At 70.2% G+C, this 20,359-nt stretch carries 16 protein-coding genes and 5 tRNA genes; 12 read left to right on the top strand and 9 right to left on the bottom strand.

What is annotated here, in order from left to right; genetic code table 11:
* Positions 1-27 precede the first annotated feature (27 nt).
* Positions 28-1,188: a dihydrofolate reductase family protein gene (locus tag AB0C62_RS21420; RefSeq protein WP_362975315.1), complete on the bottom strand. Its 1,161-nt coding sequence runs from the start codon at positions 1,186-1,188 to the stop codon at positions 28-30.
* A 66-nt stretch (positions 1,189-1,254) separates the two neighbouring features.
* Between AB0C62_RS21420 and AB0C62_RS21415 the strand changes: the two genes are divergently transcribed.
* Together AB0C62_RS21415 and ribA are read left to right on the top strand one after the other, a co-directional pair.
* Positions 1,255-1,764 carry a MarR family transcriptional regulator gene (locus tag AB0C62_RS21415; protein ID WP_362975313.1) on the top strand — a complete coding sequence of 170 codons (510 nt, stop codon included), beginning with the start codon at positions 1,255-1,257 and terminating at the stop codon, positions 1,762-1,764.
* A gap of 148 nt (positions 1,765-1,912) precedes the next feature.
* Positions 1,913-2,557 (top strand): GTP cyclohydrolase II, encoded by a 645-nt coding sequence (gene ribA / locus AB0C62_RS21410; protein WP_362975311.1) that lies wholly within the window; start codon positions 1,913-1,915, stop codon positions 2,555-2,557.
* Between the two features lie 77 nt (positions 2,558-2,634).
* On the opposite strand, the gene AB0C62_RS21405 is transcribed toward ribA, so the two are convergent.
* The 5 genes from AB0C62_RS21405 to AB0C62_RS21385 all read right to left on the bottom strand — a co-directional run bounded on the left by AB0C62_RS21405 (position 2,635) and on the right by AB0C62_RS21385 (position 7,680).
* Positions 2,635-2,707: transfer RNA gene (locus AB0C62_RS21405), tRNA-Lys, on the bottom strand.
* A 120-nt stretch (positions 2,708-2,827) separates the two neighbouring features.
* A complete protein-coding gene (locus tag AB0C62_RS21400; protein ID WP_362975309.1) occupies positions 2,828-4,363 on the bottom strand; it encodes an amino acid permease in 1,536 nt (511 codons plus the stop codon).
* Between the two features lie 49 nt (positions 4,364-4,412).
* Positions 4,413-4,664 (bottom strand): VCBS repeat-containing protein, encoded by a 252-nt coding sequence (locus AB0C62_RS21395; protein ID WP_362975307.1) that lies wholly within the window; start codon positions 4,662-4,664, stop codon positions 4,413-4,415.
* Between the two features lie 44 nt (positions 4,665-4,708).
* The gene (locus AB0C62_RS21390) at positions 4,709-6,925 is read right to left on the bottom strand and encodes a DEAD/DEAH box helicase (RefSeq protein ID WP_362975305.1); all 2,217 of its coding nucleotides are present in this window, start codon (positions 6,923-6,925) and stop codon (positions 4,709-4,711) included.
* A 236-nt stretch (positions 6,926-7,161) separates the two neighbouring features.
* The gene (locus AB0C62_RS21385) at positions 7,162-7,680 is read right to left on the bottom strand and encodes a hypothetical protein (protein WP_362975303.1); all 519 of its coding nucleotides are present in this window, start codon (positions 7,678-7,680) and stop codon (positions 7,162-7,164) included.
* A gap of 323 nt (positions 7,681-8,003) precedes the next feature.
* Here AB0C62_RS21385 and AB0C62_RS21380 point away from each other — a divergent pair, with 323 nt between their 5' ends.
* The 8 genes from AB0C62_RS21380 to AB0C62_RS21345 all read left to right on the top strand — a co-directional run bounded on the left by AB0C62_RS21380 (position 8,004) and on the right by AB0C62_RS21345 (position 15,059).
* Positions 8,004-8,354, top strand: a complete 351-nt coding sequence (locus AB0C62_RS21380; RefSeq protein ID WP_081218193.1) for a metallopeptidase family protein — start codon at positions 8,004-8,006, stop codon at positions 8,352-8,354.
* Positions 8,355-8,465: 111 nt separating this feature from the next.
* Complete coding sequence (locus AB0C62_RS21375) at positions 8,466-10,046, top strand: metallophosphoesterase (RefSeq protein ID WP_362975301.1); 1,581 nt, start codon at positions 8,466-8,468, stop codon at positions 10,044-10,046.
* A gap of 80 nt (positions 10,047-10,126) precedes the next feature.
* Positions 10,127-10,199, top strand: a tRNA-Glu gene (locus AB0C62_RS21370).
* A gap of 48 nt (positions 10,200-10,247) precedes the next feature.
* Positions 10,248-10,322 (top strand) — tRNA-Asp (locus AB0C62_RS21365).
* A gap of 24 nt (positions 10,323-10,346) precedes the next feature.
* Positions 10,347-10,420: transfer RNA gene (locus AB0C62_RS21360), tRNA-Phe, on the top strand.
* A gap of 108 nt (positions 10,421-10,528) precedes the next feature.
* Positions 10,529-14,506, top strand: a complete 3,978-nt coding sequence (gene hrpA / locus AB0C62_RS21355; RefSeq protein ID WP_362975299.1) for an ATP-dependent RNA helicase HrpA — start codon at positions 10,529-10,531, stop codon at positions 14,504-14,506.
* A 95-nt stretch (positions 14,507-14,601) separates the two neighbouring features.
* Positions 14,602-14,676 (top strand) — tRNA-Asp (locus tag AB0C62_RS21350).
* A 191-nt stretch (positions 14,677-14,867) separates the two neighbouring features.
* Positions 14,868-15,059, top strand: a complete 192-nt coding sequence (locus AB0C62_RS21345) for a DUF6274 family protein (RefSeq protein WP_362975297.1) — start codon at positions 14,868-14,870, stop codon at positions 15,057-15,059.
* Between the two features lie 468 nt (positions 15,060-15,527).
* Here AB0C62_RS21345 and bldC read toward each other — a convergent pair whose 3' ends face one another.
* Entirely contained in the window at positions 15,528-15,734 is a 207-nt protein-coding gene (bldC, locus tag AB0C62_RS21340) for a developmental transcriptional regulator BldC (protein WP_003949541.1), read from the bottom strand.
* 638 nt (positions 15,735-16,372) lie between these two features.
* Complete coding sequence (locus AB0C62_RS21335) at positions 16,373-17,221, bottom strand: hypothetical protein (protein ID WP_362975295.1); 849 nt, start codon at positions 17,219-17,221, stop codon at positions 16,373-16,375.
* A gap of 222 nt (positions 17,222-17,443) precedes the next feature.
* Here AB0C62_RS21335 and AB0C62_RS21330 point away from each other — a divergent pair, with 222 nt between their 5' ends.
* A complete protein-coding gene (locus tag AB0C62_RS21330) occupies positions 17,444-18,538 on the top strand; it encodes a Glu/Leu/Phe/Val dehydrogenase dimerization domain-containing protein (RefSeq protein WP_362975293.1) in 1,095 nt (364 codons plus the stop codon).
* 302 nt (positions 18,539-18,840) lie between these two features.
* Positions 18,841-19,095 carry a DUF3073 domain-containing protein gene (locus AB0C62_RS21325; RefSeq protein WP_037615441.1) on the top strand — a complete coding sequence of 85 codons (255 nt, stop codon included), beginning with the start codon at positions 18,841-18,843 and terminating at the stop codon, positions 19,093-19,095.
* Positions 19,096-19,251: 156 nt separating this feature from the next.
* On the opposite strand, the gene purM is transcribed toward AB0C62_RS21325, so the two are convergent.
* Positions 19,252-20,352: a phosphoribosylformylglycinamidine cyclo-ligase gene (purM, locus tag AB0C62_RS21320; RefSeq protein WP_362975291.1), complete on the bottom strand. Its 1,101-nt coding sequence runs from the start codon at positions 20,350-20,352 to the stop codon at positions 19,252-19,254.
* Positions 20,353-20,359: the final 7 nt, after the last annotated feature.

Genomic DNA, 20,359 nt, shown 5'->3' with positions numbered 1-20,359 from the left:
AACGCGGTTCCGGTGGCTTCGGCTCGCTCAGGCCGTGGCCTGCGCGGCCCCGCCCAGGAGATGGCGGTTGGGCGCCTTGGCGCGCTCCTCGTACTCGGGCAGGAGGACGATGTCTGCGCCCGCGGCGGCCAGGAGTCCGTTGCCGTCGGCGCCCGTGACGAAGGTGTCGGGCTCGCGCCAGGCGGTGACGACCCGCCGTACGCCGGCGTCGAGGATGAGCCGGGCGCAGGGTGCGGGCCGGGAGGCGCGGCGGGCGCACGGCTCCAGGCTGCTGTAGACGGTGGCGGCGGGCAGTCGCGGGTCGGCCGGGTCGATCTTGGCGAGCGCGGCCTCCTCGGCGTGCACCACGGGGTCGTCGCCCTCGCGGGAGTGGCCGCGGGCCAGCTCGGTCCCGTCGGCGGCGACCACCACGGCGCCCACGCTGAACGCGGTCTCCGAGGGCGGGCAGGAGGCCGCCAGCTCGCAGGCGAGGGCCAGCCACTGCCGGTCGGCGGCGGAGGCGGTCCGGCCGGTGCCGGGCGCGGTGGGGACGTAGCGGATGAGGACGACGTCCCCGACGGGCCGGGTCTCGACGAGCCGCATCCGGCCGGGGGGATAGGCCCCGGGCCCGAACAGCCGCGGCGCGTCCGGCTGCCCGACGAAGAGGGGGGCGACGGCGAGCTGGAGTTCGTCGGCGAGCCCCTCCCGTACGAGCTGGGTGTGGACCCGGCCGCCGCCCTCGACCATCAGCCGGCGCACACCCCGGACGTCGTGCAGGTGCTCCAGCAGCACACGCCAGTCCAGCTCGGGCCCGGTCGGGACGATGTCGACGCCGGGGAGGCCGTGCAGCAGGTCGGCGGCCCGCCGGGCGCCCTCGTCGGTCGTGTAGACGGCCTTCTCGCCGCCCGTGTGCCAGAACCGCGCCTCCGGGTCGAGGTCGCCGGAGCCGCTGACGGTGACCTTCAGCGGATACGCCGGGCGCCCGGCGGCGACGCGGGCCGCGCGGCGTTCGGCGGAGTTGACCAGGAGCCGGGGATTGTCGGCGCGCAGGGTGCCGGCGCCGACCAGGATCGCGTCGCAGGACGCCCGCACCTCGTCGACCCGGTCGAAGTCGGCCGCACCCGAGAGCAGCAGCCGCTCGGGCCCGGTGTCGTCCAGGAAGCCGTCGAGGGAGACGGCGGCGGACAACAGGACGTGGGGACGGGGCATCGGGGCGTTTCCTCCGGTCGCACTCACACAGTGGTTCAAGTTTTAAACAATACCTAGACTGGTCCCATGACGACCCGCTGGCTCTCCCCCGCCGAACAGCGCGCCTGGCGCTCGTACATCGCCGCGAGCTCCCTCCTGGAGGACACCATCGACCGCGGACTCCAGGCCGAGGCGGGCATGCCCCACCTTTACTACTCCATCCTGGCCAGGTTGTCCGAGGCGCCCGAGCGACGGCTGCGGATGACGGAGCTCGCCGAGACGCTGAAGATCACACGCAGCCGGCTGACGTACGCCGTGACGCGGCTGGAGAAGGACGGCACGGTGCGCCGCGAGGGCTGCCCGACCGACCGGCGCGGCCATGTGGCCGTGCTCACCGACGAGGGCCTGGACCTCGTGGAGCGGACCGCGCCCGGGCACGTCGCGACGGTCCGGGCGGCGGTCTTCGACCGGCTGACCCCCGAGCAGGTGGGCCAGCTGGAGGAGATCTGCGGGGTCATCACCGGGGCGATCCAGGACGAGGACTCGGCGGCGCGCGGGGAAGATCTGCCGTGGCGGCGGCGTTCCTGTTCGTCGTGAGGGACGGGGACGACGGCGCGTGAACGACACGTATCCCGTTGCTTGAACTTTGAAGCAGATGTAGTGTCTCGTCCCGGACGGTGTGCTTCAAATCTGAAGCACAATCCGGAGCGCCGTCCCGTACGAACCCGCTGGACGGAGAGACAACATGCGCGACCACCCCACCGCCACGGTGCGCACCCGCGTCCGCGTGCCCCTGCGCTTCGGCGACGGCTACTCCGTCGACGCGGACCTCGTCACCTTCCACGGCCTCGTCGACGGCAAGGAACACCTGGCCGTCGTCCTCGGCGACCCGGGCACGGACCCGCTGGTGCGACTGCACTCCGAGTGCCTGACCGGCGACGTCTTCGGCTCGGCCCGCTGCGACTGCGGACCGCAGCTGCGCGAGGCGGTGGAGCAGATCGCGGACCGCGGCGGCGTCCTGCTGTACCTGCGCCAGGAGGGCCGCGGCATCGGCCTCTACAACAAGCTCGACGCGTACGCCCTCCAGGACGAGGGCCTCGACACGTACGCCGCCAACGCCGCCCTCGGCCTGCCCGAGGACGACCGCGACTACACGGCCGCCGCCCAGATGCTCCAGGCCCTCGGCATCGGCACGCTCGACCTGCTCTCCAACAACCCCGACAAGGCGGAGCAGCTGCGCGACCTCGGCGTCACGGTCGCCCACCGCGTCCCGACGGGCGTCTTCACCACCGCGCACAACGTCCGGTACCTGCGCGCCAAGGTCCTCCAGACCCAGCACACGCTGCCACTGCCGGAGCTCACCGGCCTCACGGAGCTGACCGCGGGCTGACACCCGCGCGGACCCCACGCCCTGACGACATGACAGCGCCCCGCCCGGCGGAAGCCGGACGGGGCGCCGTCACGCGGTAGACCCTGTGGGACTCGAACCCACAACCAATGGATTAAAAGTCCACTGCTCTGCCAATTGAGCTAAGGGTCCCCGCACCGGCGGACGCCGATGCGGCGCACCGGACGCGCCGATGCATCCCCGAGCATAGCCGGACGCGGCCGGGACTCCGATCGGGTATCGGCGACCCGGCCACGCCGGACGGGCACAAGGTCAGGGATCCACCGGTTCGGGCGCTCCCTTGCGGAGGGCCTCACGGGCGAGGTTGCGTTCGTGTCCGGGGTTGAGGAACCAGTGCCGGGCGGAGGCCAGCCACCAGGCCGCGGCGAAGCCGAGCACCACGAGAACCGCGACCGGGGCGTAGTTGAACGTCTCCCACGTCACCGGGGAGACCTGCGGCAGCATGAACAGGATCGTGATGACGACGACCCAGCCGACCGCGATCACCCCGATCGGACGGGACCAGCGGCCCAGGTGCCAGGGCCCGCGTTGGAAGTCCTCGCCCTTGCGCACCCGCAGGAACGTCGGGATGACGTAGGCGACATAGAGGCCGATGACCGCGATCGACGTCACGGCCGCGTAGGCCGCGTAGTTGATGAGGTACGGCAGTCCGAGCACGAGGGCGCCCAGCGCGGCCAGCCAGACCGCCGCGACGGGCGTCCGCGTGCGCGGGTTCACCGTGTGCCAGACGTTCGAGAAGGGCAGCGCCCCGTCCCGTGAAAAGGCGTAGATCATGCGGCTGTTGGCCGTCACCGACGCCATGCCGCAGAAGAGCTGCGCGCCGATCACGACCAGCAGCAGGAGCTTTCCGGACGTGGCGCCCACCGCGTCGAGCAGGATCTGCGCCGGGGGCGCGCCGGTCGCCGAGTTCAGCTCCTTGTCGTACGACTGGATGGCGAAGGTGAAGCCGAGGAGCAGGACGAAGCCGGCGATCCACGAGGTCCAGATGGAGCGCACGATGCCCTTCGGGCCGGCCGTCGACGCGTCGTGGGTCTCCTCCGTCATGTGGGCGGAGGCGTCGTACCCGGTGAACGTGTACTGGGCCATCAGCAGTCCGATGAGGACGACGTAGACCCCGCTGCCCCAGCCCGTGTTGTTGACGAACTTCGTGAACACGAAGTCGGCCGACTGGTGCTGGTCCGGCACGAAGGTCAGCGCGCCGACGATGACGGCGACACCGACGACGTGCCACCACACGCTGATGCTGTTGAGCAGGGCGACGATCCCCACGCCGAACGTGTTGAGCAGCCCGTGCAGGATCAGGATCCCGGCGAACAGCAGGACCGTGCGGCCCGGGGTCACCTCGAAGTCGAACTGGAGGTTCAGGTAGGCGCCGAGGAAGGACGCGGCGCCGAAGTCGATGCCCGCGGTCACGGCGACCTGGCCGAGGACGTTGAACCAGCCCGTGAACCACGCCCAGGCCGCCGCGCTGCGTTCCGGGGCGAGCCGGTGGGCCCAGAAGTACAGGCCGGCGGAGGTCGGGTAGGCCGAACAGATCTCGGCCATGGCGAGTCCGACGAACAGTGTCATCAGACCGACCGCGACCCAGCCCCAGGTGATCACGGCAGGACCGCCGGTGTTCATGCCGAACAGATACAGCGTCAGGCAGCCCGACAGGACCGAGATGATCGTGAAGGAGACCGCGTAGTTGGAGAACGCCGACATGCGGCGGGCGAGCACCTGCGTGTAGCCGAGCTGGGCAAGCCGTTCTTCGTCCGACAGCCCACTGCCCGAGGCGTCATTTGTCATGCCCCCAGCGATTCCCTCGCGGGGGGCACGACATGCGCGGGGCGGAACATCAAGTTGGCCAGAAAAGCCCCTTGCAGCTTTGCCACCCTCCGCTGATCTTCACGCGCGATCCGAACGTCCCGGTGCCGGTGCCGCTGTTGCGGTGGAGGTTCCCCGCCGTGTCCCGCTCGACCAGGTCGTTCTTCCCGTCGCCGGTGATGTCCCCGACGCCGACGATCTTCGTGTGGCCGCTCCACGCCGTACGGATCCTCTTGCCCGCGGCGAGCGGAGCGGCACCCCCGAACGACGACGTGGCCCCCACCCGAACCGGGTGGGGGCCACGTCACTTGGCTAGGTCAGCGGCGGTCAGCCGTTGCGCTTCCAGCGCGGCTTGTCGTCGCGACGGAACGAACCGGTGCTGGTTCCGGTGCCGGTCGTGCGGTGGTCGTCGCGGCGGCCGGTCGGACGGTCGTGGCCGCCGGAGCGGAAGCCGCCGCCCGTGGGGCGGTCGCCCTGACGGTCACGGTTGAAGGGACGGTCGCTGCCACGGTGGCCGCCGCTACGCTCGTCGCGGCGCTCGAAGGAACGGCCGCCACGGTCGTCGCGGTTGAAGCCGCCACCACGGTTGTCGTCACGGCGGACGCCGCCGCCACGGTTGTCGTCACGACGCTCGAAAGAACGGCCGCCACGGTCGTCGCGGTTGAAGCCGCCACCACGGTTGTCGTCACGACGGTCGTTGTCGCGGCGGAAGCCGCCACCGCGGTTGTCGTCACGACGCTCGAAAGAACGGCCGCCACGGTCGTCGCGGTTGAAGCCGCCACCACGGTTGTCGTCACGACGGAAGCCACCGCCACGGTTGTCGTCGCGGCGGAAGCCGCCACGGTCACCGTCACGGCGGTCGTCACGACGGCCACCGCGGTCGTCGCGGTTGAAGCCGCCACCACGGTTGTCGTCACGACGCTCGAAGGAACGGCCACCACGGTCGTTGTCGCGACGCTCGTAGTTGCCGCGATCGTCACGGCGCTGACGCGGCTCGTACGCGGGACGCTCGGCCGGGGTCTCGGCGACCGCGGACTCGGCGGCCGGCGCCTCGGCGACGACAGCCTGCTCGGCGGCCTCGGCGGCGGCCGCGACGGCCACCTCCGGGTCGTCGCCCCGCTCACGGGCGGCACGGGCGACCAGACGGTCGGCCTCGCCGCGCAGCTCGGCGGCGCGACGCTGCGCGCGCTCCAGCTCCTTGGTGAGCTGGGTCACCTCGCGCTCGGCCTGCTGGGCGGCGTCGCCCGCGGACTGGGCCTGGACCTCGGTCATCGAGCGGGCGCCGGTGATCTCGGCGACCTCGGGCTCGAAGGCCGTACCGGAGTTGATGATGTGACGCGCGGCGTCGACGCCCGCGTCCTCCATCAGCCGGAAGATCTGGCGGCGCTGGTGCGGCAGCGACAGCGACACGACGGTGCCGGAGCGGCCGGCGCGGGCGGTGCGGCCCGAGCGGTGCAGGTAGTCCTTGTGGTCACCGGCCGGGTCCACGTTCAGGACCAGGTCGATGCCGTCGACGTGGATACCGCGGGCGGCGACGTCGGTCGCGACGAGCGCGTTGACGTAACCGTCCTTGAAGTCGGCCAGCGTCCGCGTACGGGCGCCCTGCGTCATGCCGCCGTGCAGCGCGTCGGCCTTCACACCGGCGTCACGCAGCTGCTCGGCGATACGGTCGGCGCCCAGCTGGGTGCGGACGAAGATGATCGTGCGGCCCTTGCGGGAGGCGATCGCGGCGGTGACCGGCGCCTTGTCCTTGGGCTTCACGATGAGGATGTGGTGCGACATGGTCGTGACGTTGCCCTGGGCGCTGTCGACCTCGTGCGTGACCGGGTTGGTCAGGTAGCGCTTGACCAGCGTGGAGATCTCGTTCTCCATCGTGGCGGAGAACAGCATGCGCTGGCCGCCGCCGGGGATCTGGTCGAGCAGCTCGGTGACCTCGGGCAGGAAGCCCAGGTCGGACATCTGGTCGGCCTCGTCAAGCACGGCGACCTGGACGTTCGCGAGGGAGCAGGCGCCGCGGTTGATGATGTCGCGCAGGCGGCCCGGGGTGGCGACGAGGACGTCGACGCCGCGCTCCAGGGCGTAGATCTGGTTGCCCATCGACGTACCGCCGCAGACGACCTTCATCTTCAGGCCGAGGACGTCGCCGTACGGCTGGAGGGCGTCCGCGACCTGCATCGCGAGCTCACGCGTCGGCGTGAGGATGATGCCGCGGGGCTTCTTCTTCTCGGTGTGGCCACCGGAGAGCTGCGTGAGCAGCGGCAGACCGAAGGAGAGGGTCTTGCCGGAGCCGGTGCGGCCACGGCCGAGGATGTCCTTGCCGGCCAGGGCGTCCGGGATGGTCGCGGCCTGGATCGGGAAGGGGCTGGTCACGCCGTTCTGCGCGAGCTTGCGGACGACACCCTCGGGCAGACCGAGGTCGGAGAAGGTCATCTCGGGGGCGGACTCGACGGCCTCGACGGCCTCGACGACCTCGATGATCTCGTTCACGGTGTCGTTCTGGTCGTTCTCGGGCACGACGACGTGATCAGTACTGGAAACAGACATGCGAAATGCGAACCTTCCGGAGTTCTTCGGCACGCGCCCAAACTCCGTGAAGTCGCAATCGACCGCCTCTATGCGGTCCGGCCACGGCAAGGGAGAGTACGCGCCACGCGGCGCTCTCTTTGGCGGCGCCGGGCAAATGGGATCAAACGATCTACTACCATACGCACCCTCCACCCCTGAAGGCAAACCCGACCCCATACGCCCAGGTCAGGACACCTTCGACTGCCGCCAGGGGCCTAGACCGGCGAGCCGGCCTCGGGTGCCGGCTCCCGCTGGACGAGCTGCGTCGCGGGCTGCTCGTGCGCCGACGACGACGGCTCGGCGGACCCCGGGTCGGACGACGGCGGTGTCGACACGGGCGGCGGCTCGGGGGTCGGCTCCGCCGTCGTGCGCGTGGGGGTCGGCTCACCCGGCGGCACCGGGTCCGTGGACGGGTCGCCGCCACCCTTGTCCGTCGCCTTCGCGGACGGCTTCCCGCCCTTCGACGCGGACGCCGAGGGGGACGCGTCACCCGACTCCGACTCACCCGGCTTCGGCGACCCCTTGCCGCGCTTGCCGCCCTTCCCGCCGTGCGACCCGATCCCGCCGCCGCCCACCGAGGTCCCGCCGGCCCGCTCCTCGCCGGCCCGCTGCCCCGCCGAGTGCGAGGGCCCCGGCCGGTCGTCCCCGTCGTTCCCCACGCTCATGCAGCCTGCGGCGGCTGCGACGGCCATGACCGTGGCGGCCAGACGGACGGGTACGTACAAGGCGCGCACGGGCGGCCACCTCCGTAGGGGGCGTCCCCCGCTCGGGCGGAGCCGGGAGCGCGGGGAAGGAACGGGAGTTCCCCCTGTCCAACTCCCGCCGCCCGCAAGAGGACACGCGCGCCCGGACCCGACCGGGCCCGGGCCCGCGCGCGGAGCGCCCTTCCGGCCGCTGACGAAGCGTCATACGGGAGGTTCCTCAGCCCGGTTCGATGACGAGACACCCCGTGTGGGGCAGGCGGTCCGGTCGGCCACGCCGGCCGCGCATGGCATCCGGCCCCCTCGGACCCTCCGCCGGTACCCACCGCGGGCGCCTCGTCCCCGACAATGGCCCTGTGCTGGAGATGACGCGCGAAACCTTCGAAGAGCTCGTGAGCCAGGCCCTCGACAAGATCCCGCCCGAGCTGACCCGGGTCATGGACAACGTCGCCGTGTTCGTCGAGGACGAGCCCCCGGCCGACGACCCGGAACTCCTCGGCCTCTACGAAGGAACCCCGCTCACCGACCGCGGCGAGTGGTACGCCGGGGTGCTCCCCGACCGCATCTCGATCTACATGGGCCCCATCCTGCGGATGTGCGAGACCCCGGACGAGGTGGTCCACGAGGTAGCCGTGACCGTCATCCACGAGATCGCCCACCACTTCGGGATCGACGACGAACGGCTGCACGAGCTGGGCTGGGGCTGACCGGACGGCGGCCGGGAGGACAACTGTCCGAGCCGCCACCGCTCGCGCCGACCACCCGCCGGGGCCGGCGCCGCCCGCATACCCGCCCCGGCACTTGGGCATACGGGACCAATGGTCCGCGCCCCCGCCGTCGCAACCGCCCTCGTCCGCCGCACCGCCGACCGCGCCCGCCGGGCGCTCCACACCCTCGGTCGCCGTCGCGCCCGCCGCAGGCGCACGGTGCCGGAGCTCGCCGCCCGGCCCAATCCGTACGTCCGCGCTCTCGGACTCCTCTGTGTGGTGCTGCTCGGCGCCTGGCTCGGACTGCTGGTCGTGGGCAACGTGCGGGTCCCCGTCGGCCCCATGAACACCACCATGACCCTGCGCCCCTCCCTCACCGGCGGCACGAAGATCAACGTCTCGCCGCTCGGCGCCCTGGAACTCGCGAGCCACCACGCCCCGCTGCGCCTCGACGTGGACGTGGACCAGCTCGACCCGGACCGCGCCCAGGCCATCGTCGACCACCCCGAACGGCTCTCCGGCCTCCAGGACGAGGTGGCCCGGGACGTCGAGGACGGCACGATCGAGCTGGCCGTGCGCTCCTGCATAGCCGTGGTCGTCGGCGCCACCGCCCTCGGCCTCGGCGTCTACCGCCGGCCGCGCCGGGCCCTCGCCGCCGGCGGCCTCGCCCTCGCCCTGCTGGCCGCCTCGGGGGCGACCGCCTTCGCCACCTGGAACCCCAACTCGGTCCTGGAACCGAAGTACTCCGGGCTGCTGTCCTCCGCGCCCTCCCTGGTCGGCAACGCCCGCAACATCGTCAGCGAGTTCGACGTCTACCAGAAGGAGTTGGCGCGCCTGGTGACGAACGTGACGAAGCTGTACGACGTCACGTCCACCCTCCCCGCCTACGAGCCCGACCCGACCACCATCCGGGTCCTGCACGTCTCCGACATCCACCTCAACCCGGCGAGCTGGAAGATCATCGCCTCGCTCGTGAAGCAGTACTCCATCAACGTGATCGTCGACTCCGGCGACACCATGGACCACGGCACGGCCGCCGAGAACGGCTTCCTGGACCCGGTCCCGGACCTGGGCGCCCCGTACGTCTGGGTGCGCGGCAACCACGACTCGCGCCTCACCCAGAGCTACCTGGAACGGATGAAGAACGTCCACGTCCTCGACGACGGGCGGGCCGTCTCCGTCGCCGGGCTGCGCTTCGCGGGCATCGGCGACCCGCAGTTCACCCCGGACCGCGCGGTCGCGCCCGGCGGTGACGCCGCGGAGGACCTCGCCGGCGCCCGCCTCGCCTCGGCCCTGCGCGACCAGCGCGCCGCGGGCACCCCGGCGGACGTCGCGATCGTCCACGAACCGGCCGCCGCGCGCGGGACGGACGGCGAGGTGCCCCTGGTGCTCTCCGGCCATCTGCACCACGAGGAGATGGAGGTCATGAAGTACGGCACCCGGCTGCGCGTCGAGGGCTCGACGGGCGGCAGCGGCCTGCGCGCGGTCGAGGGCAAGTACCCCGACCCGATCGAGGCCTCGGTCCTGTACTTCGACCGGGACACCCGGCACCTCCAGGCCTGGGACGAGATCAAGCTGGGCGGCCTCGGCCTCACCAGCGCCGAGGTCAGCCGCCATCTCCCGAAGGAGAACCAGCCCGGCGCGACCCCGTCGCCGACCCCCTCACCGAGCCCCACCGGGACGGCTCGGTAAACCGTTTTGGCGATACCTCCCGCCATCCCATATGCTTCTCACGTCCCCGACGCGCTGAGAAGCGCGCAGGCGGGCCGATAGCCCTCATCGTCTAGCGGCCTAGGACGCCGCCCTTTCAAGGCGGTAGCACGGGTTCGAATCCCGTTGGGGGTACGCAACACCGTGTGCGACACTTGCTTCGCTCGTTCGCACACAAAGCTTGGTCCTGTGGAGCAGCTTGGAGTGCTCGCCACCCTGTCAAGGTGGAGGCCGCGGGTTCAAATCCCGTCAGGACCGCTGAGGTTTCCCCGGAAACCTCGTGGCTGGGTAGCTCAGTTGGTACGAGCGATCGCCTGAAAAGCGATAGGTCGCCGGTTCGACCCCGGCCCCAGCCACAGCAGAGGCCCCGATCTTCGGATCGGGGCCTTTTTCGTGCCCCGGCGCGGGCCCGCGCGCAAAAGCGTTCGCCAGTCATTTCGCCGAGGTGAGATCCTGGACCGCGTATGTCTACGCACCCTGCCCCCGCCCTCGGCGATCTCGCCCCCCGCCTGGCCGAACTGTCCCTGCGCGACGCGCACCGGCTCGGACGCAGGCTCGAAGGCGCGCGCAAGATCCGCAAGCCCGAGGCCCGCTCCACCGTGTTCGCCGAGATCGAGGCGGAGGTCACCAAGGGCGAGGTCCGCATGGCCGAGCGCCGCGCCCGCGTACCCGCCATCACCTATCCCGAGCAGCTCCCGGTCAGCCAGAAGAAGGACGTGATCGCGGACGCCATCCGTGACCACCAGGTCGTGATCGTGGCCGGCGAGACCGGCTCCGGAAAGACCACGCAGATCCCGAAGATCTGCATGGAGCTGGGCCGGGGCGTGCGCGGCATGATCGGGCACACCCAGCCCCGTCGTATCGCCGCCCGCACCGTGGCCGAGCGCGTCGCCGACGAGCTGGACACACCGCTCGGCGAGGCCGTCGGCTGGAAGGTCCGCTTCACCGACCAGGTGAACCCGGACGCCACCTTCGTCAAGCTGATGACGGACGGCATCCTGCTCGCCGAGATCCAGACGGACCGCGAGCTGCGCGCCTACGACACGATCATCATCGACGAGGCCCACGAGCGGTCCCTCAACATCGACTTCCTGCTCGGCTACCTCGCCCAGCTGCTGCCCAAGCGCCCCGACCTCAAGGTCGTCATCACCTCCGCGACCATCGACCCGGAGCGGTTCTCCCGGCACTTCGGGGAAGCCCCGATCGTCGAGGTGAGCGGCCGGACGTACCCCGTCGAGGTGCGCTACCGCCCGCTCCTGGAGGAGGACTCCGAGGACACCGACCGCGACCAGATCACCGCGATCTGCGACGCCGTCGAGGAGCTCCAGGCCGAGGGCAAGGGCGACATCCTCGTCTTCCTCTCCGGCGAGCGCGAGATCCGCGACACGGCGGACGCGCTGGACAAGAGGAACTACCGCTTCACCGAGGTGCTCCCCTTGTACGCGCGGCTCTCGCACGCCGAGCAGCACCGCGTCTTCCAGCAGCACACCGGCCGCAGGATCGTTCTGGCGACCAACGTCGCCGAGACCTCGCTGACCGTCCCGGGCATCAAGTACGTCATCGACCCGGGCACCGCGCGCATCTCCCGCTACAGCCACCGCACGAAGGTGCAGCGGCTGCCGATCGAGCCGGTGTCACAGGCCAGCGCCAACCAGCGCAAGGGCCGCTGCGGCCGTACGTCCGACGGCATCTGCGTCCGGCTGTACTCCGAGGACGACTTCCTGTCCCGGCCCGAGTTCACCGACGCCGAGATCCTCCGCACCAACCTCGCCTCGGTCATCCTCCAGATGACCGCGGCCGGTCTCGGCGACATCGAGAAGTTCCCCTTCATCGACCCGCCGGACCACCGCAACATCCGCGACGGCGTCCAGCTCCTCCAGGAGCTGAACGCGCTGGACCCGGCCGAGAAGGACGCCCGCAAGCGGCTCACCCCGACCGGCCGCAAGCTCGCCCAGCTGCCCGTCGACCCCCGCCTCGCCCGGATGGTCCTGGAGGCCGACAAGAACGGCTGCGCCCGCGAGGTCATGGTGATCGCCGCCGCGCTCTCCATCCAGGACCCGCGCGAGCGGCCCTCCGAGAAGCAGGCCCAGGCCGACCAGCAGCACGCCCGCTTCAAGGACGAGACGTCCGACTTCCTCGCCTTCCTGAACCTCTGGCGCTACCTGCGCGAACAGCAGAAGGAGCGCGGCTCGTCCGCCTTCCGCCGGATGTGCAAGCAGGAGTACCTGAACTTCCTGCGCATCCGCGAGTGGCAGGACATCTACAGCCAGCTGCGGACCGTCGCCAAGCAGATGGGCATCCACCTGAACGAGGAGGACGCTCCCGAGCAGAGCGTCCACGTGTCGCTGCTCGCCGGTCTGCTCTCGCACGTCGGCATGAAGGACGTGAAGGAGACCGGCGGGGAGAGCGGACGCGGTTCGGGCAAGAACGAGTACCTCGGCGCGCGCAACGCCAAGTTCGCGATCTTCCCGGGCTCGGCGCTCTTCAAGAAGCCCCCGCGCTTCGTGATGTCCGCGGAACTCGTCGAGACGTCCCGGCTCTGGGCCCGCGTCAACGCCCGCATCGAGCCGGAGTGGATCGAACCGCTGGCCGGCCATCTCCTCAAGCGGACGTACAGCGAGCCGCACTGGGAGAAGGACCAGGCCGCCGTGATGGCGTACGAGAAGGTCACGCTGTACGGCGTACCGATCGTCGCGCAGCGCAAGGTGAACTACGGACGGATCGACCCGGAGGTCAGCCGCGAGCTGTTCATCCGCAACGCGCTGGTCGAGGGCGACTGGCGCACGCACCACAAGTTCTTCGCCGACAACCGCAAGCTCCTCACCGAGGTCGAGGAGCTGGAGCACCGGGCCCGCCGCCGGGACATCCTGGTCGACGACGAGACCCTCTACGACTTCTACGAGCAGCGGGTGCCCGAACACGTCGTGTCCGGGGCGCACTTCGACTCCTGGTGGAAGCACAAGCGCCATGAGGAGCCCGAACTCCTCGACTTCGAGCGCTCGATGCTCATCAACGACCGCGCCGGGCAGGTCACGAAGGACGACTACCCGGACTCCTGGCGGCAGGGGCCGCTGAAGTTCCGGGTGACCTACCAGTTCGAGCCCGGGGCGGACGCGGACGGCGTGACCGTCCACGTCCCGCTCCAGGTCCTCAACCAGGTCACGGACGAGGGCTTCGACTGGCAGATCCCCGGGCTGCGCGAGGAAGTGGTCACGGAGCTGATCCGCTCCCTCCCGAAGCCGATCCGACGGAACTACGTCCCGGCCCCGAACTTCGCGCAGAAGTTCCTGGAGCGGGCGGTTCCCCTCCAGGAGCCGCTGACGCAGACCATGGCGCGCGAGCTCAAGCGGATGGTCGGAGTGCCGCTGACGGCGGACGACTTCGACTGGTCCCGGCTCCCCGACCATCTGCGGATCACCTTCAGGATCGTCGACGAGCGGCGCCGCAAGCTCGCCGAGGACAAGGACCTGGAGGCCCTGAAGCTCCGGTTGAGGCCCAAGGCGCGCCAGGCCATCTCGCAGGCCGCCGCGGCGACCGCGGAGCGTTCGGGCGGCGAGTCCCTGGAGCGCACGGGGCTGACGGACTGGACGATCGGCTCGCTCAGCCGTCTCTTCGAGACGCGCCGGGCGGGCCAGCCGGTGAAGGCGTACCCCGCACTGGTCGACGACGGACCCGCGGCGAACACCGTCTCGGTGCGGCTCTTCGACACGGAGGCCGAGCAGGCCGAGGCCATGTGGAAGGGCACCCGTCGGCTGATCCTGCGGAACATCCCGGTGAACCCCGGCAAGTTCGCCGCGGACAAGCTCACCAACGCCCAGAAGCTCGCCCTGTCCGCCAACCCGCACGGCTCGGTCCAGGCGCTCTTCGACGACTGCGCCATGGCCGCCGCGGACAAGCTGATCGGCGACTTCGGCGGCCCGGCGTGGGACGAGGAGTCGTACCGCAAGCTGTACGACAAGGTGCGCGCCGAGATCGTCGACACGACCGTGCGCACCGTCGGGCAGGTGGAGCAGGTGCTGGCCGCCTGGCAGGCCTGTGAGCGCCGTCTGAAGGGCGTCAGGAGCCCGACGCTGCTCGCGAACCTCACCGACGTGCGCAAGCAGCTGGACGCCCTCGTGAAGCCCGGCTTCGTGACGGCGACCGGGCTGCGGCGGCTGCCGGACCTGATGCGCTATCTGGTGGCGGCGGACCGTCGGCTGCAGCAGATGCCGACCGGCGTCCAGCGGGACACCAGCCGTATGGAGAAGGTCCACGAGATGCAGGACGAGTACGCCTGGCTCCTGGAGCAGTTGCCACAGGGCCGGCCGGTGCCCGCGTCCGTCCGGGACATCCGCTGGATGATCGAGGAGCTGCGGGTCAGCTACTTCGCCCACGCTCTCGGCACGGCATATCCCGTCTCCGACAAGCGGATCGTGAAGGCGATCGACGCGGCGGCACCGTGACGGAGCCTGTACGCGGGGTGAGTTCGACCCTGGGCTCACCCTCCTGTACAGTCTCTTTTCGCAGCACAGCGCACGAACAAGTCGCTGCGAATCAAGGTCCTGTGGAGCAGCTTGGAGTGCTCGCCACCCTGTCAAGGTGGAGGCCGCGGGTTCAAATCCCGTCAGGACCGCAGTAGAGAAGGCCCGGAGCTTCGGCTCCGGGCCTTCTGCTTTGCACCGCGTGCCGCGCACCGCTTCGCGTGCGCCCGCCGACGCCCCAACGGCCGCCCCCACAGAGCGTTCCCGCTTCTTGACGGCGTCACATTCCAGCGGGTACCCCGGAAGTCAGGGCTCGCGCCCTGCCGGCCCCCTGGAGGTGCGTATGGCGGTGTCCGCCCGGCACGAGACCCGGGCTCTGCTCCGAGCCCATCTGGCGGCCGCCTCCGGCTATCGCCATCTGACGCGGCACTGCCCGGTCTGTCATCGGCTCCTGCGGCTGGCCATGGAACCCGCTCCGTACGACGAGCAGGACCCCGACAGCGCCTCCGAGGACGAAAGCCCCTCCACCGCGTGACCGAGGACTCCGGCCAGGAGGTCCGCGCGGTGCGACCCTTGGGAGTGGAGTGCGCGCGTTCGGGCCCAACTCCCCTAGCGCAGAAGGCTCGCAGGCGACAAGGACTCTGGCATGTGACGGGAGTCACCGCATAGGTTTTCAGAAGTGCGGAACTTACCCCCCTCCTACAACGAGTCAATTTAATATGTGCAATTGCACTCGTCGTCGAGGCTGTTCACAGCCGATCCGACACCTGCCCCCAGACTCCGACAAGGCCGCTCACAGGCCGGTCGCCGAGGCACGTGGACCGCACAAAAAAGATCGCGCTGGACCCGGCGGAGTCCAGCGCGATCTACGACGCACCCTGTTCATATGGCGGAAAAGCTGGGGCGTGGGCTCTGTTGGGGCAGAACCCGCGTCGCTTGGAGCTGTGGTTCGGACGCCTCGGCGGATTGGGGGGTCCGACGGCTTGTCCGGTTATGCGGGGTTTCAGGCCTCGCTGCGCTGCTGCGGGATACCCGCGAGCAGTGCGCGGACCTCAGCCTCGCGGTAGCGGCGGTGTCCGCCGAGCGTGCGGATGGACGTAAGCTTGCCGGCCTTCGCCCACCGTGTGACCGTCTTGGGGTCGACGCGGAACATCGTGGCGACCTCAGCCGGGGTCAGCAGCGGCTCGGCATCAGGGGTGCGAGCGGTCATGAGCGGCCTCCTCGGGAGAACCGAACCTTCTCGGTTCTTTCCTCTAAATTCTGCACCTTGACCCGCGTTGCCCGAAATGGCGGACGCGAGTCGAGTCGGTTATAGGACGAACGGCTTGTCCTCGGCACTACAACTACACCATCCGTCCAGCCGCGTCGGCCAAACCGATGGAATTGCCCTCCCAGGTGTTCATCAGCGACGGAAGCCGATGGACCATGCCATAGCGGACAGTCACGCCACTGTGACGATCAGTCACAGTGGCGTCAGGAGTCATCAGACCCCCCATAGCGTGCAATGCTGAGATTCCGCCCATACGTGGGCGGACGGAGCCCTCCCCCGGACTCCTTGTCCTATTTTGGCACGAGGAGGGGCAAGCGATGCAAGAGCCAGGTAAGTGCCATCCATCACGCTTGACACCCGTTGACGCATAAGCCCGGATCGGGACCTACGTCCTGGAGTGAGGGTTCTTCAGCGTGTGAGGACCATACGCGAGTTCGACACCGTTCCTGTGAGAAGCAGATCACACCGTTCGGTGGACCCAGGAGCCCCTCCCGTCCCACACGAACCCACCGGAACAGCCCTTTGGGCTGAATCATCCGGAAGTGTCCTGCATGACCCGTTCGGGAATGCTCCCGGCGTCAGTTCGCCGAGCGCCGGTCCCTGACCGTCCGCCAGCGCTCCACCAGCCGCCCGTACGCCGCGCCCGCCGTCGCCCCGTCCCCGGTGCGCAGCGCCTCGATGCCCTCGGCGACGTCCGCGGCCGAGTGGTCCTCCTCCAGGTGCCCGGCCGGCAGCGCGTGCACGAGCCCTCCGTAGTCCAGCTCGACCAGGGAGCGCGGATGGAACTCCTCCAGCCAGCGCCCCACGTCCACCAGACCGTCGATCAGGGGTCCCTCGTCCAGGGCGTCCCGGAGCGTGCGCAGGGCCCGCGCCGTGCGCCGCCGGGCCTGCACCATCGGCGTCCGGTAGCGCAGCCGCGGCGCGGCACCTCCCGCGCCCGCCCCCTTCTCGTACTCACGCTCCTCCTCGGAGACGAGCACGAACCAGTTCAGCGGCACCTGCCAGGTCGAGGTGCGGATCCACGGGCGGGCGTCGGGGTTGCGGGCCAGCCAGCGCTCGTAGTCGAGGGCGGCCTGACGGCGCACCAGCGGCGGCAGCACCGCGTCGAGGACCGGGGCGGGCAACTCCTCGCCGATCTCGTCCAGCGCCTGCCAGCCGCGCAGCCGGGTGCGCCAGGGGCAGACGCAGACCACGCCGTCCACCTCGGCGACGAACGCGTCGGCGCTCTCGTGGACCGCCACGGGGACCGGCGGAGTGGGCAGCAAGTCGGCCAGCGAGCGGCGCAGTTCGTCCTGGTACGAAGGGTGCTCGGTGCGCCGGGCGTAGCGCGTCCAGTGATCGCGCTCCGCCTCCGGGAACGCAACGAGTGGCTCGTACACGCGCAGGTACGACGTGTACGGCACGATCACCGCGGACACCTTGGGCACGCCTGCTCCCTCCCCCGGCGGCCACCGGGAAAACCAGCGAGAACCACTCACGACCTGAAGAGAAATCTATGCAAATCGAACCATGGTCGTACCCCGTCGGTGGGTGATCCTGAACACTGCGCCGAAGGCGGGTCGGCGCAGGCTCTACTCTCATGCCCACGGAGCCCGCCATCCGCACGGGCCCCGCACCCAACCGCCGCTCATTACCTGGGAGTCACCACAGTGACCGACGTAACCGGCGCGCCTGCTGATGTACTGCACACCCTGTTCCACTCGGACCAGGGCGGTCATGAGCAAGTCGTGCTCTGCCAGGACCGCGCCAGCGGCCTGAAGGCCGTCATCGCCCTCCACTCCACCGCTCTGGGCCCCGCCCTCGGCGGGACGCGCTTCTACCCGTACGCGAGCGAGGCGGAGGCCGTCGCCGACGCGCTCAACCTCGCCCGCGGGATGTCGTACAAGAACGCCATGGCCGGTCTCGACCACGGCGGCGGCAAGGCCGTGATCATCGGGGACCCCGACCAGATCAAGACCGAGGAGCTGCTCCTCGCCTACGGCCGCTTCGTCGCCTCGCTCGGCGGCCGGTACGTCACGGCCTGCGACGTCGGCACCTATGTGGCCGACATGGACGTCGTGGCGCGCGAGTGCCGCTGGACGACCGGCCGCTCCCCGGAGAACGGCGGCGCGGGCGACTCGTCGGTGCTGACCGCCTTCGGTGTCTTCCAGGGCATGCGGGCCTCGGCCCAGCACCTGTGGGGCGACCCGACGCTGCGCGGCCGCAGGGTCGGCGTCGCGGGCGTCGGCAAGGTGGGCCACCACCTGGTCGATCACCTGCGGGCGGACGGCGCCGAGGTCGTGATCACGGACGTACGCGCCGACTCCGTGCGGCGGATCCTGGACCAGCACCCCACCGGTGTCACGGCCGTCGCCGACACCGAGGCGCTGATCCGCGTCGAGGGCCTGGACATCTACGCGCCGTGCGCGCTCGGCGGGGCGCTCGACGACACGACTGTGCCGGCGCTGACCGCGAGCGTCGTGTGCGGCGCGGCCAACAACCAGCTGGCGCACCCGGGGGTGGAGAAGGACCTCGCGGACCGCGGGATCCTGTACGCCCCCGACTACGTGGTGAACGCGGGCGGTGTCATCCAGGTCGCCGACGAGCTGCACGGCTTCGACTTCGACCGCTGCAAGGCCAAGGCGGCGAAGATCTTCGACACGACGCTGGCCATATTCGCACGTGCGAAGGAGGACGGGATTCCGCCGGCCGCCGCGGCCGACCGGATCGCCGAACAACGGATGGCGGAGGCGCGCTCTCACTGACCCCTTTCCGGGGCCATATGTGCTTGTCAGGGACCCGCCGACGGCTGTCGGGGAGACAACTCTCACGTCTGTCGGCGGGTCGGACGCCAAGAAGAGGTTAAAATCGCGGTTGACCAGCGAGGACAGGGCACCTTGTTGGTTCTGGGCAAGGGCGCGTGCTGCGGGCGACGTACCGTATGGGCGCGGGCTCAGGTACCGTGGAAGCCCTACGGACCGGTCTCTCCATGGAGAGTCCGTTCCAGATCATGAACGCGTGTCAAGACTCTGGGGCCGTCGAGCCCCGTATCCGAGGGGGTCGAGCCATGGGGCGCGGCCGGGCAAAGGCCAAGCAGACGAAGGTCGCCCGCCAGCTGAAGTACAGCAGCGGCGGGACTGACCTCTCGCGTCTGGCCAATGAGCTGGGCGCTTCGACTTCGAGCCAGCCGCCGAATGGCGAGCCGTTCGAGGACGACGACGAGGAAGACGACCCGTACGCACAGTACGCGGATCTCTATAACGACGACGACGAGGACGAGGACGACCAGTCCGGTCCTCAGTCGCAACGTCGCGGCGCTTGACGCACCAGCGTCCCTCGCAGTTTCCGCGATCTTCTCAGCGGGTCTCCCTGAAGTGGTTTTCCGGAAGATCCCGCCTGGCGGATTTCTCGTAGTGACTGCACTTCACCCGGTCCGGGGCCTCAGCGCCGGACCGGGTTTTGTGCTGCCCAGGGGGCTTCAGCTCGCGTAGTCGCCGATCAGCTCCGCGCCCGTCGCGTGGTCGCCGCGCTCGGTGATCTCACCGGCGATCCAGGCGTCCACTCCGCGGTCCGCGAGGGTGGCGAGCGCGACCTCGGCCGATTCCTCGGGGACGATCGCCATCATGCCGACGCCCATGTTCAGCGTCTTCTCCAGCTCCAGGCGCTCGACATCGCCCGTCCGGCCGACCAGGTCGAAGACCGGGGCCGGGGTCCAGGTCTCGCGGTCGACGACGGCGTGCAGGCCGTCCGGGATCACCCGGGCCAGGTTGGCCGCGAGGCCGCCGCCCGTGATGTGGCTGAACGCGTGCACCTCGGTGGTCCGCGTCAGGGCCAGGCAGTCCAGCGAGTAGATCTTGGTGGGCTCCAGGAGCTCCTCGCCGAGCGTGCGGCCGAACTCCTCGATGTGCTGCTCCAGGCCGAGCTTCGCCCGGTCGAGGAGGACATGCCGGACGAGCGAGTACCCGTTCGAGTGAAGACCGGAGGCCGCCATGGCGATCACCGCGTCACCCGTCCGGATGCGGTCCGGGCCGAGCAGCTGGTCGGCCTCGACCACGCCCGTACCGGCGCCGGCGACGTCGAAGTCGTCCGGACCCAGCAGGCCGGGGTGCTCGGCCGTCTCGCCGCCCACCAGGGCGCAGCCCGCGAGGACGCAGCCCTCGGCGATGCCCTTCACGATGGCCGCCACCCGCTCGGGGTGGACCTTGCCCACGCAGATGTAGTCGGTCATGAAGAGCGGCTCAGCGCCGCACACGACGATGTCGTCCATGACCATGGCGACCAGGTCGTGGCCGATGGTGTCGTACACGCCGAGCCGACGGGCCACGTCGACCTTGGTGCCCACGCCGTCGGTGGCCGAGGCCAGCAGGGGGCGCTCGAACCGCTTGAGGGCGGAGGCGTCGAAGAGGCCGGCGAATCCGCCGAGGCCGCCGAGGACCTCGGGGCGCTGCGTCTTCTTCACCCACTCCTTCATGAGCTCCACGGCGCGGTCGCCGGCCTCGATGTCGACGCCGGCAGCCGCGTAGGAAGCACCGGAGGCACTGCCCGTCGCCGTAGGTGACTGATCAGACACAGAAGACATTGCCTGG

Origin of the sequence: Streptomyces sp. NPDC048643 (assembly GCF_040650615.1) — a bacterium.
Taxonomy (GTDB): domain Bacteria; phylum Actinomycetota; class Actinomycetes; order Streptomycetales; family Streptomycetaceae; genus Streptomyces.
The sequence above is the reverse complement of the archived record's forward strand: the minus strand, read 5'-3'. Positions and strand labels throughout refer to the sequence as shown.

What these genes read in the sequence shown, in the direction of transcription:
- AB0C62_RS21420 (WP_362975315.1), bottom strand. Translation starts at nt 1,188, where the DNA reads ATGCCCCGTCCCCACGTCCTGTTGTCCGCCGCCGTCTCCCTCGACGGC.
- AB0C62_RS21415 (WP_362975313.1), top strand. Translation starts at nt 1,255, where the DNA reads ATGACGACCCGCTGGCTCTCCCCCGCCGAACAGCGCGCCTGGCGCTCG.
- ribA (WP_362975311.1), top strand. Translation starts at nt 1,913, where the DNA reads ATGCGCGACCACCCCACCGCCACGGTGCGCACCCGCGTCCGCGTGCCC.
- AB0C62_RS21400 (WP_362975309.1), bottom strand. Translation starts at nt 4,363, where the DNA reads ATGACAAATGACGCCTCGGGCAGTGGGCTGTCGGACGAAGAACGGCTT.
- AB0C62_RS21390 (WP_362975305.1), bottom strand. Translation starts at nt 6,925, where the DNA reads ATGTCTGTTTCCAGTACTGATCACGTCGTCGTGCCCGAGAACGACCAG.
- AB0C62_RS21375 (WP_362975301.1), top strand. Translation starts at nt 8,466, where the DNA reads ATGGTCCGCGCCCCCGCCGTCGCAACCGCCCTCGTCCGCCGCACCGCC.
- hrpA (WP_362975299.1), top strand. Translation starts at nt 10,529, where the DNA reads ATGTCTACGCACCCTGCCCCCGCCCTCGGCGATCTCGCCCCCCGCCTG.
- AB0C62_RS21345 (WP_362975297.1), top strand. Translation starts at nt 14,868, where the DNA reads ATGGCGGTGTCCGCCCGGCACGAGACCCGGGCTCTGCTCCGAGCCCAT.
- bldC (WP_003949541.1), bottom strand. Translation starts at nt 15,734, where the DNA reads ATGACCGCTCGCACCCCTGATGCCGAGCCGCTGCTGACCCCGGCTGAG.
- AB0C62_RS21325 (WP_037615441.1), top strand. Translation starts at nt 18,841, where the DNA reads ATGGGGCGCGGCCGGGCAAAGGCCAAGCAGACGAAGGTCGCCCGCCAG.
- purM (WP_362975291.1), bottom strand. Translation starts at nt 20,352, where the DNA reads ATGTCTTCTGTGTCTGATCAGTCACCTACGGCGACGGGCAGTGCCTCC.